Here is a 13,101-nt window from a genome sequence, read left to right on the forward strand (position 1 = left end):
GCGCACAGTTTAAATCTATTTAGTTGAACGCTCAACTAAGGCATTTTCGAGGGTCGACTGCAGCAAGCTGATCCTGTCGTCCATCTGTTGCATGTAATGCTTATTTTTTTGCTTTTCTTGGAACAACTCGTGTCCAATATTCAGCGCCGCCATAATCGCAATTTCTTCACGGCTTAGGCTATTGGTTCGGGTTTTTAACGCACTGAGTTGTTGTTCAACTCCTAATGCTACCGTACGTAAGGCATCCTCTTGACCTTTCGGGCAAGCGATAGAGTAGGTGCGCCCAAGTAGGGTAATTTCAACAGCACTGTTACTCATGTCGCGGGTGATCCTTTCGTTAGCCTCTTAGGGCGGACTATATAGGGCTGATCTTAAAAGTGCAAGGTAAGCCGCAAATGGATTGGTCTTTGATGGTTTTGTTTGCTGTTTGTGTGAGCAGTTGGATAGTTTTTTATCAGGGCGTGGCCGATTTCGCCATTATTGGGATTCAGTATTGGTTCAAGTCTTTATCTCTGCTAGCATTGCTGCTGGAAAAATCTTATTGGGATCTGATATGGCAACCCCTCCTTCGTTACGTATCGACAGCTTAAAACTCGCCTTAGATGCGGCTGAAATCGGCCAGCATCCGGTAGAAGTTCACGGTGCTTTAGTCGGTTTAATCTGCGGTGGTGTAGAGCAAACTGGCGACACTTGGATCAAGCCTTTATTCGACCTGATGAACGATGGTCAACCTTTGCCAGCGCAGTTGCACCAATTAGTGTGTGATTTGTTTAACGATTCAGTGACGCGTTTAGTGGATTTTGAATTTGGTTTTATGCCGCTGTTGCCCGAAGAAGAAGAGCCGCTCAGCCAACGTGTTGAAGCCTTGTCTCTGTGGACCCAGAGTTTTTTGACTGGCATGGCGATTATTCAGCCGAAACTGAATCAAGCCTCGGCAGAAGTACGTGAAGTGATCAAAGACTTGGCGGAAATTGCCCAAGTGGAATTTGATGTTGCCGACGATGAAGAATCCGAAGCCGCTTACACTGAATTACTCGAGTTTGTTCGTATTGCTGCCATCATGTGTTACTCGGAGTTTGGTCCTGAGCTTCCCCATGGCGAGGCTGACGATACTGCGGTTGTGCATTAATTTACCGCGGTTGTTTAATGTTCAATAAGTTAACACAGTAGTGGCTTCATTAGATGTCAAAGGTGGGCAAACCTGCCTTTGAGTCCATAGCACTGGTGTTTTTGAGTGCATAGCATTGATGTTTACATGCCTTAGTGTTATGCCAAAGCTTGAATGAGATCCCCATGACGGCCACAAATCACATGGATACTTCAGTTCAACACGTCGACATCGCGATTGTAGGCGGTGCGATGGCGGGGGCAACCCTAGCGTTAGCTCTCGCGCGTCTTTCTTTATCCGCAGCTCGGCCACTTTCTATCGCCTTAATCGAAGCACACCTTCCCGATAAGCAACACCCCGGATTCGATGCCCGCTCTATTGCTATCGCCCACGGTTCTATTTTCGAATTATCCCGTTTAGGTTTATGGCAAAAGCTCGCCCATTTGGGCACGGCGATTGAAAATATCCATGTGTCGGATCGCGGCCACTTTGGCATGACAGAACTCAATGCGGCGCAGTTTCATTTAGATGCCCTAGGCCAAGTGGTTGAGCTTGAACGAGTTGGCCAAGTGCTGTTTAACGAGTTGAATAAGAGTAATGTCAAACTCTATTGCCCCGCCAAACTTGCCCAAGTAGAACCCGACGTTGAAGGTCACACCTTAGTGCTCGATACGGGCGAGCGAATTCAAGCCAAACTTGTGGTCGCCGCCGATGGTTTGCAATCCAAAGTGCGCAGCAGTTTTAATTTGCCTGTGACCCAAGTGGCCTTTGAGCAAACGGCCATTATTGCCAATATTCAAACTGCCGATTTGCCAACCAATAGGCCTCACAAACATTGGGCCTATGAGCGCTTTACCCAAACAGGTCCCTTAGCGTTATTGCCTATGGCCGATATTCAAGGTCAACCTCGCTTATCTCTCGTGTGGGCGCTCGATGATGCGCGGGCTAAACAGATGCAAGACTCGCCTAAGGCCGAGTTTTTAGCGGCGCTTCAACAGGCCTTTGGTTATCGTGCGGGCACGTTTATCGATGTCAGCGCGCGCCATGCGTATCCGCTTAATTTGTCCTATATGCCAAGGCCAATTCATCACAGATGTGTGTTTATCGGCAATGCAGCGCAGACACTGCATCCGATTGCGGGGCAAGGGTTTAACTTAGGACTGCGTGATGTGGTGAGTTTGCTCGAGGTGATCCAAACGGCGCTCGCACAGGGTGACGATATCGGCTCCGCCGCTGTGACCCATGCGTACCTTAATGCCCGCGAGCACGACAGAAACAGCACTATCCGAAATATCGAATTTTTAGTCCGTGGCTTTTCAAACCAATATTGGCCGATGGCGCTGGGGCGTAACTTAGGATTACGGCTTTTGTCTTGGTTTCCGCCACTGAAAACCCCCGTCGCTCAAAAGGCAATGGGCTGGAAATAACTCAGTAATTTACTGGTATCGCAACGCGAAAAGGATGTACCCATGTTAAGTTCACAAGCCTATGACATCGCCATTGTGGGTGGCGGCATGGTGGGACTCGCCACCGCGATTGGATTGGCGCAGGCCGATCTGAATGTTGTCGTTATCGATGCGGGCCACACTGAGGCCGTGAGCGGCGAGCCGCGTTTACGGGTGAGTGCAATCAATAAGGCGAGCCAGCGCTTGTTAGAAAACTTAGGGGCATGGAGTTATTTAGACACCTCCCGCGCCACGCCTTATCAAAAAATGTCGGTATGGGATAAAGATGGTTTCGGTAAAATTGCCTTTGATGCCAACAGCATCAGCGAAACCAGTCTCGGCGCGATTATAGAAAACGATGCCATTAGCTTTGCCCTCGCCAAACGCGCCAGTGAGTTTGACAATATCACCCATATTCAAAACCAACGCATAGAGCGCATTGCCTTTGGTGAGCGCGAAGCTTGGTTGACCCTTGCCAATGGCGCCGATTCTGAAATAGAAAGTGTCAGTGCTGCACTTGTGATAGCCGCTGATGGCGCCAACTCTTGGGTGCGCGAGCAATGCAAGATCCCGCTGACCTTTTGGGATTACGGCCACCACGCAATCGTCGCAACTATTCGCACCGAAATGCCACACCTTGCCACCGCCCGCCAAGTGTTTTTGCAGGACGGCCCGCTAGCATTTTTACCTCTGTATGAAGACAATCTCTGCTCTATCGTTTGGTCGGTGCCACCCGAGCGCGCCACTGAATTATTGGCAATGGATAAAGTGCAATTTGAGCGCAACTTAACCGCGGCTTTCGACGGTCGTTTAGGGATTTGCCAGCTGGAAAGCGAGCGCCAAGCCTTCCCATTACGGATGCGCTACGCCCGCCATTTTGCCCGCCACCGTTTAGTGTTGGCAGGCGACGCCGCCCACACTATCCATCCACTGGCGGGCCAAGGGGTGAACCTTGGCTTTTTAGATGCGGCCAGCATTATCGAAGTGATCAGCGAATTACAGCAAGCGGGTAAAGATATCGGCGATTATGCGCAGCTGCGTGCACTTGAACGTTGGCGCAAAGCCGATGCAATGGAGATGATCGCGGCGATGGAGGGCTTTAAACGCCTATTCGAAGGTTCAAACCCAGTCAAAAAGGCGATTCGCGATCTGGGATTAAATCTGGTTGATAATGTCGCTGGGCTGAAAACAGTGTTCATACAACAGGCCATGGGTAATAAGTCGGCACTGCCTAAGTTGTGCCGTTAGCCTAGGTTGCGCTAATGTGATCAGAATTGCCGCTAATATCAGCATATTGACTGCAAGCTGCGCAAATCTGGCCTTCGCATGTAAAAAAATTACATGTTGAAGATGAGAAAATCTAATGACAATGGCTTCGGATTAGAAAAATCTCCTGTATACAAATTTGTGACGCAAGGTATAATTTCGCCGCATTTTAGACCCTAGTATCTACACCCTACACTAGGCAGAGACCTGAAAAAGGCCGCAAAAAGGGATAACAATGGCTAACAAAACTATTCTGTTTAACAAGCACTTAGAATCAAACGCTAAGATGGTCGACTTCCACGGTTGGGATATGCCCCTCAACTATGGTTCACAAATCGAAGAACACAACGCTGTGCGTCAAGACGCGGGTATGTTCGACGTATCCCACATGACTGTGGTTGATGTGATAGGTAGCGACGCTGGTGCATTTCTACGTAAGTTGCTGGCGAACGATGTGGCTAGACTTAAAATGCCAGGTAAAGCCTTATACAGCGGCATGTTAGATGACAATGCCGGTATCATCGACGACCTCATCACTTATTACCTCACTGACACAAACTACCGCGTGGTAGTGAACTCAGCGACCCGCGAAAAAGATCTCGCTTGGATCGCCAAGCAATCCCAAGGTTTTGATGTCACTGTGACAGAGCGTCCTGAGCTGGCGATGATTGCCGTTCAAGGTCCTAACGCAAAAGCGAAAGCCGCTGCCGTGTTCAGTGCCGAGCAAAACGCCGCCATCGAAGGTATGAAACCTTTCTTCGGTAAGCAAGCTGGCTCACTGTTTATTGCGACTACGGGTTACACTGGCGAAGCGGGCTACGAAATTATCGTCCCAGAAGATGAAGCCCAAGCCTTGTGGCAAGCATTGTTAGATCAAGGGGTTAAACCTTGTGGTCTCGGTGCCCGTGACACGCTGCGTCTCGAAGCCGGTATGAACCTTTACGGCTTAGACATGGACGAAACCATCAACCCATTAGCCGCCAACATGGGCTGGACTATTGCATGGGAACCAAACGACCGTGACTTCATCGGCCGTAAAGCCCTCGAAACACTTCGCGATGCCGGAACCAGCAAACTTGTTGGTCTAGTGATGGAAGAAAAGGGCGTGTTACGCCATGATATGCCAGTATTTTTCACCGACGCAGCCGGTGTAGAGCAACAAGGCGTGATCACCAGCGGGACTTTCTCGCCAACATTGGGCTATTCTATTGCGATGGCACGTGTTCCTAGCTCGATTGGGGATACTGCGGAAGTCGAAATGCGTAAAAAACGTGTGGCTGTTAGAGTAGTGGCGCCAAACTTTGTGCGCAACGGTAAACAAGCATTTTAAAAAAACGGAACAAGGAACAAGAACAATGAGCAATATTCCGACAGAACTGAAATACGCCTCTTCACACGAATGGATCCGCAAGGAAGAAGACGGTAGCTACACAGTAGGTATCACTGAGCACGCCCAAGAGCTGTTAGGTGACATGGTTTTCGTTGAACTCCCAGAAGTTGGCGACACTGTGACTGCGGGTGAAGACTGTGCTGTAGCTGAATCAGTAAAAGCGGCGTCTGACATTTATGCCCCCATTTCTGGCGAAGTGATTGCCGTGAACGAAGCGCTGGAAGATTCGCCAGAACTCGTTAACAGCAGTGCTTACGGCGAAGGCTGGTTCTTCCGCGTAATGCCTTCTGACGAATCAGAAGTCGACGCTCTGCTGGATGCTGAAGGCTACCAAGCTGTTATCGACGAAGAATAATCGTCGACGCTAACGAAGCCCTAAGGGGCTTCGTTTGTTTTAGCGCAAGATTGACATAACAACAGTCCGTTAATCAGTACCCTACAGTTCTGAATTTCGGCAAATCTGGAACAAGGTTTATCATGACCAAGCAAACCCTCACTCAGTTAGAACAGCACGATTTATTCCTACGTCGTCATATCGGCCCAGATAGCAGCCAACAGCAAGCCATGCTGAACTATGTTGGTGCTGAGTCTCTGGACGATCTGACCGCGCAAATTGTGCCTGAGTCGATCCGTTTAAGCCAAGACCTGAGCATTGGTGATTCCTGCGGCGAAGCCGAAGGCATTGCTTACATTCGTGGTTTAGCGAAACAAAACCAAGTATTTAAGAGCTATATCGGTATGGGTTACTACGGCACTCAAGTGCCAAACGTGATCCTGCGTAACGTATTTGAAAACCCAGGTTGGTACACGGCTTATACGCCATATCAGCCAGAAATCGCCCAAGGCCGTTTAGAAGCCATTCTAAATTTCCAACAAGTGTCGATGGACTTAACGGGTTTAGATTTGGCTTCTGCTTCTTTGTTAGATGAAGCTACTGCTGCTGCCGAAGCGATGGCGCTGGCAAAGCGCGTTTCTAAAGCGAAAAAAGCCAATATCTTCTTCGTTGCCGATGATGTGTTCCCGCAAACCTTAGACGTAGTGAAAACCCGCGCTGAGTGTTTTGGTTTTGAAGTGGTGGTTGGCCCTGCATCTGAGGCCGTTAACCATGAGCTGTTTGGTGCTTTGTTCCAATATACTAACCGTTTCGGTCAAATCACTGACTTCACTGAATTATTCGCAACTCTGCGTGCGAAGAATGTGGTTGTGACTGTCGCTGCCGACATTATGTCTTTGGTATTACTGAAATCACCAGGCTCTATGGGTGCCGATGTGGTATTTGGTAGTGCACAGCGTTTTGGCGTACCAATGGGCTTTGGTGGCCCACACGCGGCCTTCTTCGTTGCCCGTGACGAGCACAAACGTTCTATGCCTGGCCGTATCATTGGTGTGTCAAAAGACGCCCGTGGTAACCGCGCACTGCGTATGGCAATGCAAACTCGTGAGCAACATATCCGTCGCGAAAAAGCCAACTCCAACATTTGTACTGCACAAATTCTGCTAGCGAATATGGCGTCTTTCTACGCCGTATTCCACGGCCCAGATGGCCTGAAAACTATCGCATCACGCATTCACCGTTTTGCCGATATTTTAGCGGCAGGCTTAAAAGCGAAGGGCGTGAACTTAGTCAACAGCACTTGGTTTGATACTGTTAGCATCAAAGGCTTAGATGTTGCTGCCGTCAATGCACGCGCACTGGCTGCTGAAATGAACCTACGTTTCGATGCCGATGGTATTGTGGGCGTGAGCTTAGACGAAACCACGTTGCGCACAGATATCGAAGCCTTGTTCGATGTGATCTTAGGTGCCGGCCATGGTTTAGATGTTGCCGCGTTAGACGCGCAAATCGTCAGCCAAGGTAGCCAATCGATTCCGGCGGCACTCGTGCGCCAAGATGCGATTTTAAGCCACCCAACCTTCAATCGCTATCAAAGCGAAACCGAGATGATGCGTTATATCAAACGTCTCGAAAGCAAAGACTTAGCACTTAACTACTCGATGATTTCACTGGGCTCTTGCACCATGAAGTTAAACGCAGCGGTTGAAATGCTCCCTGTGAGCTGGCCAGAATTTGCCAACATGCACCCATTCAGCCCACTGGATCAAGCCAAAGGCTTTACTCAGTTGATTGAAGAGTTGTCGACTTGGTTAGTGAACATTACAGGCTACGACGCTGTGTGCATCCAGCCAAACTCAGGCGCTCAAGGTGAATACGCTGGCTTGTTAGCCATCAAGAAATACCATGAGTCACGCGGCGATGCGCACAGAAACATCTGTTTGATCCCGCAATCTGCCCACGGTACTAACCCTGCATCGGCGCAATTAGCCGGTATGCAAGTGGTGGTGACGGCCTGTGACAAGCAAGGTAACGTCGATTTAGAAGATCTGAAGACTAAAGCTGCCGAAGTGGCTGAAAACCTGTCTTGCATCATGATCACTTACCCATCGACCCACGGTGTGTATGAAGAATCTATCCGCGAAATTTGCAACATAGTGCATCAGCACGGCGGTCAAGTGTACTTAGACGGCGCTAACATGAACGCTCAGGTCGGCTTAACGTCTCCTGGCTTTATTGGTGCCGACGTATCACACCTTAACTTGCATAAAACCTTCGCGATTCCACACGGCGGCGGTGGTCCAGGTATGGGCCCTATCGGCGTCAAATCACACTTAGCCCCATTCGTTGCGGGTCACGTTGTGGTTAAACCGGGCCGCGTGAGCGACAACAATGGCGCCGTATCAGCCGCACCTTACGGTAGCGCTGGCATTCTGCCGATCAGCTGGATGTACATTAAGCTGCTTGGTTCAAAAGGCCTGAAAAAGTCGACCCAAACTGCGCTGTTAAACGCAAATTATGTGATGAAGAAGCTGTCTGAACACTACCCAGTATTGTTCCGTGGCCGTAATGATCGCGTCGCGCACGAATGTATTATCGACCTACGTCCACTGAAAGAAGCCTCAGGCGTGACCGAAATGGATATCGCTAAGCGTTTGAATGACTACGGTTTCCATGCGCCAACCATGAGCTTCCCCGTTGCGGGAACTCTGATGATTGAGCCAACGGAATCTGAGTCTAAGGTGGAACTCGATCGTTTCATCGACGCTATGGTGTCAATCCGCGCCGAAATCGCCAAAGTGGAATCAGGCGAATGGCCTGTGGACAACAACCCGCTGCACAACGCACCGCACACTATGGCCGATATCATGGACCCAGAGTTTGATACGCGTCCATACAGCCGCGAAGTGGCCGTGTTCCCAAGTGCCGCAGTACGCACTAACAAGTTCTGGCCAACCGTGAATCGTATCGATGATGTTTACGGCGACCGCAATTTAATGTGCTCATGCACACCGATGGAAGACTACGAGTAAGGGCTGAATAGCGACGTTATTCAGGTCTAACGTTTGATGAAAAGCGAACCCTTAGCGGTTCGCTTTTTTGTTGCCTGAGTTTTAATTCTGCAGAATTGAGTGGTGCGAATGGGCTTTGTAGTGGCTTCTAGCTACGGTATTTCCTAATTGCCTGCCGCAGGCTTTCGCATTGTTACACCAGTGACACGCCGTAGATACATCCCTGTAGGCTCTACTAAAACATCCATGTTTTAGAAGGTCACTGGTGCAACAATGCTGTATCTGGTGTAACCATTGAGTGAAGAGTTATGCCTGTCCTGACATTTTGCACCAAGTGACTAATACCCCTTGGTTAGTTTCTGAATTTGGCATTTTAATCCCCCAAGGGTAGGGAGTTTCCTTTTGAGCTTGCTGATATTGGTAGATTATCAATTCAGGCATATTGCGACCCGCATAACACGCTCCAAGTCTCATGGAAATGATACTGGGGGCAGCAAGGACGAGATGAATTTTCTTCACACCTTTGGATTTTAGGGTGGCTATGCAGTTCATGAAGTCTTGCATTAGTGTCTGGATAGATGTTTCACTGATCACCATGCCTGGGGCTGGGTTTTCTATTTTAAGCTCAACAATATCAGTTCCAGGGAAGGCAGTTGTGAGTTCTAAGCAGTCAATGGGGTACGAAATCGAAAAAGCTAAGACCACTTCTTGATATGCTGGCTTATAGATTATAGGTAAAGGGTCAGTCAGATCAGTGCCCTCATCCGGGGATACCCACTTAGATGTTTTTCTGTTCCAGTCAAGCCAATGGACTTTGCTTTCTGCGGCTAGTAGATTTCCTGTGAGGAACAAAAGTGGAACAGGTGCTAGCCCTCCAGCATAGAGGCTTAGATCATCGCGATCTCTACCATCTTTGAGTTGTTTGAGGCGAATGTGGATTAGGTTGACGGCGCTTACAGCTTCTTGCTTTTGTGCTGTTGTGCCTTGAACCAGCTGGCGTACATCAATGAATATGGATTCTCTTCGGCCGAGAGTCAGAGAGGGAATCGAACTTTGAAGTGGGCTATCTGCGGTTTGGCTCAGTCCGCGCAGTTCTAGGGCGATCACTAATTTTCTGCGCTGCTCTTGAAATGTGATCCATGCGAAATATGAGCCGATTACTATGAGCAGTGCTCCGGCACCTAAGCATGCGGCATTTACCCACCACTCTGTTTGGGTCGTATTTATTTCTCCTGCGATATAACTGCCATCAGAGGACTCTTTTCGGAAAATCAATTTTGCAGCTAGCCAAGGCCCACCGAGCATAAGGGAAACCCCGGAGCTGAGAAGCAGACCAGCAGGGCTCCTTCGAAAATACAAGGTGGCAAGTTCAAATATACGATTCATCAATTGAGTGGTGTTCATGGTTTTAAATGCCCTAGAAGAGTGAGCTGCCGACCTGCGTATGCATGCCAGTATCCAATAGTTTCTGTGCCTACAATTAGATAAAGGAGGCCATTGCAGTCAAATTTGCCTTTTCTTAATACACTTTCACAATCATTGAGGTCGATAGTGGAAGGTGATGGATTGGCTTCAGGATGAGTATGCCAAAGGCCTAGTTGAGTGCCTTTACCATTTGTTTTCTTATTCCAGAGTTCGGCCTCTCGTTGGTGTCTCTCACTTCTGAAAAAGCTTGTCCTAGAACGTTGATCTCCCGTTCCGGGAACTGTAATCCCTTCGGCCAATAAACCATTTGTATCGCTATCGACGAACCCCAGAATCAAACCACCAGCCTCTTTCGAGTAGAAGCGCTTTTGCGACCAGCTGAATAGTTTTCTTATCACGTCTGGCGATAGAGATCCGCAAGCGCCCTCATTTGTCCCCCAAACTACATGCCCACTAGTCAAACGCTGCAGCATGGACACCTCGGCTGGGCGAATTCAGATGGTATGACGTCTGAGGCGATGCGCTGGGTGCGCAGGGCTTCGTACGTAGCAGAGGGTTGTATCCCTTCCGCTTTGGCGAGAACAGCTTCCCCAGCCCATCGTGAGTAGAGAGGAATATTGGTTAGCACACGCTCTGCAGCCAGGACCGCCGTTCGAGTCGCATCTAGCGCTGAATAAGGTGTGAAGGCGCCACAGCCCGTCAACTGACGAGTTACTTTTTGGCCGGGTGCAATGAGGGTAGTACGCATATTAGGAAGGGACTGCTGTGTGTCGGGATCTATGTATAGGCAGTCTAGGCATCCAGGAGTATCTGATCGCATAGCAATTGCGTGCCCACCCAAGCCAGCTGCTTCAACACTTGTGGATACAATCAATGATGGCCACTTCTCCCTGAATGCTCTTCGAGCGATAGATCGTTCGAGAGTCGAATTACCAGTTGCTAGCACTATAGCATCAGCTCCGGCTAGCTCTCCATTAGCCAGCACTGTTTGAAGGTTCGTCGCTCTAGCTTCGATTTGAACACCAGGCATCCGCTCTTTCAGAAGCGTCGCCAGCTCATCAACCTTGGGCTTGGAGACCGACTGTCTTCCAAGTACATGCCTGCCCAGGTTGTCTGGGCTGAATTTGTCTTTGTCCACGAGGGTGATTTTGTTAACCCCCGCTAGAGCAAGATGTTCGGCCACTCGGGAACCTATAGAACCACAGCCGGCGACAATGACGTGGCGCATGATTGGTTCTCCGCCAGTACGTTGGACCAAGTACTCATGATCCTGCCGCTCCAGAAGATAGGTTGATCTCTTCTTTGCTTGGCGCAGTCCCCAATAAAGTAACAGTAATGAGTGCCCAAAGCTGTTGGGTACACGCAGAACAACGCCACGGTTTTTAGGCGCGATGACAATATCTCGCTGAGCCGGTTGCAGTCTGCTGAGGAATGCTTCCCACCAGTCACTTCCCCACTCACTTAAAAGCCCATCGATTTGATGGATGGTGACATCAAGAATGCCTAATCGCTCTTGATGGCAGGCGGATAGCTTTGTGTTTCCTTGATTAACCCGGCACACCTTTGGCGTGATGGGGCCACTTACTCCCCTTCTAATGAAGGCGACTTCTGCATAAAGGGATTTGGCCTTATCAAGCTTCTCGTCAAGGATTGCTGACGATGAGCCGTCATTACGCAAATAGCCTTCAAGTTCATCGGCAAAGGCAAACTTGCGATCATGCTCAGCCATAGCGCAGCTATTGGCGAGCAATCTAGTTGACTCTTGGAGTATCCATTCGATTACCCCTGACACATCCTCTGGGTCATACTCCAACCCCTCACGATCGCTTACGCATACATCTCCGGAGCTGCTGACGTGAGGCCATCCCCAAATTGGAGATGGCTTCCGCCAGTAGACGGCAGGAAGTTCGTCAATATTCCAACCGACTGTGACTAGTCGCAAGGGCCATAAGTGACCCTCTCTGTTAAGGGTGATGTCCCACACAGACAATTGACGTTTTTGATCGAACGCATCGATTTCCGCGCCAAGCTCTCGTAGCGCTACCTCAACCTTGGCAATAAAAGCTTTTTGAACTTCGGTCAAGCTGAGCGACCAGAAGTACTAACCCCTGCTGAGGTTTGCTTGGTAGTGTCGGATTTCTCTGGAACAGGGAAGTCTTCGCCAAATTTCTTACGCAGTATTTTGCATGCTTCATGGGTGTCGGCCTGGGCATCAGCTTCGTTTAAGGCATCACGCAGCTCTTCAAGCCGGCACTTTAGGTCGGTCATTTGATTGTCTGTCATCCCTTCGAAGAGATCGCTGAATGGCGCTACAGGAAGATGGACCTGTAGGCGTGAGCCCATCCACCTGGCCAGCATTGCATCTACTAGGTCTCTCAGTGCAATCAGATCTATGGGTTTGCCATCGATACTGTCATAGCGAGCGATGAACCAGTAGTAGGCCGCCACCGTCAAACCGATGCTCGGGGTGTTTTTGTGGCCGATTTTTTCATCTCGCCAGCGCTTGAGCGCTCGGACACATCGACGAAACTGGTCACGGTCGCTACCAGAGAACTTATTGGTGATCTTCTCTGTCAGCTCCCGGGCTTCGGACGGCTTCCATTCCCTGTCATCTAGTGGAGTGCTTTCTCTGCACCAGGCTATTTGAGTTTGTGTCGCGGCGTTCAAGCTGTAAACGGCAAGGTCGATATGGTGGAGGGGATTTCCGTCCCTGTTATAGGTAACTGTTACACAAGGCCGGCGAATGTTGACTGTGCGGTTGTGTCTGGATAATGCATCGCGAACGTATTTTTTCAAAACCAACGGATCGGGGTAGTCGTCAGGAGAACATTCAAAGAGGACGCCTATGTCCATATCCGGATTGCCGTTCAGAGGATGAATACCTGTATCGAGAGCATAGCTACCCTGAGTGAAGGTTGTATACGGTGGTGCATCATCACTAATTTTTTCTTTTAGATCAGTCAGCAGGGTATCCCTTCGTTCACGAAGGTCTTTGCTGCTTTCGTAGCCGAAAAGAATCGTATTATGAAAGCTTTCAAACTGTTTTTGTGCGCGAGCCATTTCATATTCTCCCTGTGATTTATCAGTAAATCGGGACTACGTGTTTTGAATTCAAGGTGCAG

The 13,101-nt window shown here is 49.4% G+C and carries 11 protein-coding genes; 6 read left to right on the top strand and 5 right to left on the bottom strand.

What is annotated here, in order from left to right:
* Positions 1-15 precede the first annotated feature (15 nt).
* Positions 16-318, bottom strand: a complete 303-nt coding sequence (locus tag HGO26_RS08950) for a cell division protein ZapA (RefSeq protein ID WP_168824668.1) — start codon at positions 316-318, stop codon at positions 16-18.
* A 235-nt stretch (positions 319-553) separates the two neighbouring features.
* Here HGO26_RS08950 and HGO26_RS08955 point away from each other — a divergent pair, with 235 nt between their 5' ends.
* The 6 genes from HGO26_RS08955 (at position 554) to gcvP (ending at position 8,575) form a co-directional block, all read left to right on the top strand.
* Positions 554-1,129 (top strand): UPF0149 family protein, encoded by a 576-nt coding sequence (locus tag HGO26_RS08955; protein WP_105252998.1) that lies wholly within the window; start codon positions 554-556, stop codon positions 1,127-1,129.
* 164 nt (positions 1,130-1,293) lie between these two features.
* Positions 1,294-2,535 (top strand): 2-octaprenyl-6-methoxyphenyl hydroxylase, encoded by a 1,242-nt coding sequence (gene ubiH / locus HGO26_RS08960; RefSeq protein ID WP_168824670.1) that lies wholly within the window; start codon positions 1,294-1,296, stop codon positions 2,533-2,535.
* Positions 2,536-2,577: 42 nt separating this feature from the next.
* Entirely contained in the window at positions 2,578-3,801 is a 1,224-nt protein-coding gene (locus HGO26_RS08965) for an FAD-dependent monooxygenase (protein WP_168824672.1), read from the top strand.
* Between the two features lie 253 nt (positions 3,802-4,054).
* Positions 4,055-5,149 (top strand): glycine cleavage system aminomethyltransferase GcvT, encoded by a 1,095-nt coding sequence (gcvT, locus tag HGO26_RS08970; RefSeq protein ID WP_168824674.1) that lies wholly within the window; start codon positions 4,055-4,057, stop codon positions 5,147-5,149.
* Between the two features lie 25 nt (positions 5,150-5,174).
* Complete coding sequence (gcvH, locus tag HGO26_RS08975) at positions 5,175-5,564, top strand: glycine cleavage system protein GcvH (RefSeq protein WP_011845766.1); 390 nt, start codon at positions 5,175-5,177, stop codon at positions 5,562-5,564.
* A 122-nt stretch (positions 5,565-5,686) separates the two neighbouring features.
* Positions 5,687-8,575: an aminomethyl-transferring glycine dehydrogenase gene (gene gcvP / locus HGO26_RS08980; RefSeq protein ID WP_168824676.1), complete on the top strand. Its 2,889-nt coding sequence runs from the start codon at positions 5,687-5,689 to the stop codon at positions 8,573-8,575.
* A gap of 285 nt (positions 8,576-8,860) precedes the next feature.
* Here gcvP and HGO26_RS08985 read toward each other — a convergent pair whose 3' ends face one another.
* Genes HGO26_RS08985 through HGO26_RS09000 form a run of 4 tightly spaced genes read right to left on the bottom strand, consistent with a single transcriptional unit; the run spans position 8,861 to position 13,039 of the window.
* The gene (locus HGO26_RS08985; protein ID WP_168824678.1) at positions 8,861-9,958 is read right to left on the bottom strand and encodes an SAVED domain-containing protein; all 1,098 of its coding nucleotides are present in this window, start codon (positions 9,956-9,958) and stop codon (positions 8,861-8,863) included.
* Positions 9,955-10,452: a Mov34/MPN/PAD-1 family protein gene (locus tag HGO26_RS08990; RefSeq protein WP_168824680.1), complete on the bottom strand. Its 498-nt coding sequence runs from the start codon at positions 10,450-10,452 to the stop codon at positions 9,955-9,957. The genes HGO26_RS08985 and HGO26_RS08990 overlap by 4 nt, the downstream gene beginning before the upstream one ends.
* The gene (locus HGO26_RS08995) at positions 10,437-12,062 is read right to left on the bottom strand and encodes a ThiF family adenylyltransferase (protein ID WP_168824682.1); all 1,626 of its coding nucleotides are present in this window, start codon (positions 12,060-12,062) and stop codon (positions 10,437-10,439) included. The genes HGO26_RS08990 and HGO26_RS08995 overlap by 16 nt, the downstream gene beginning before the upstream one ends.
* On the bottom strand, positions 12,059-13,039 hold the full coding sequence (locus HGO26_RS09000) for a nucleotidyltransferase domain-containing protein (protein WP_168824684.1): 981 nt from the start codon (positions 13,037-13,039) through the stop codon (positions 12,059-12,061). The genes HGO26_RS08995 and HGO26_RS09000 overlap by 4 nt, the downstream gene beginning before the upstream one ends.
* Between the last annotated feature and the right edge of the window lie 62 nt (positions 13,040-13,101).

The organism is Shewanella oncorhynchi, from assembly GCF_012584455.1.
Taxonomy (GTDB): Bacteria; Pseudomonadota; Gammaproteobacteria; order Enterobacterales; family Shewanellaceae; genus Shewanella; species Shewanella oncorhynchi.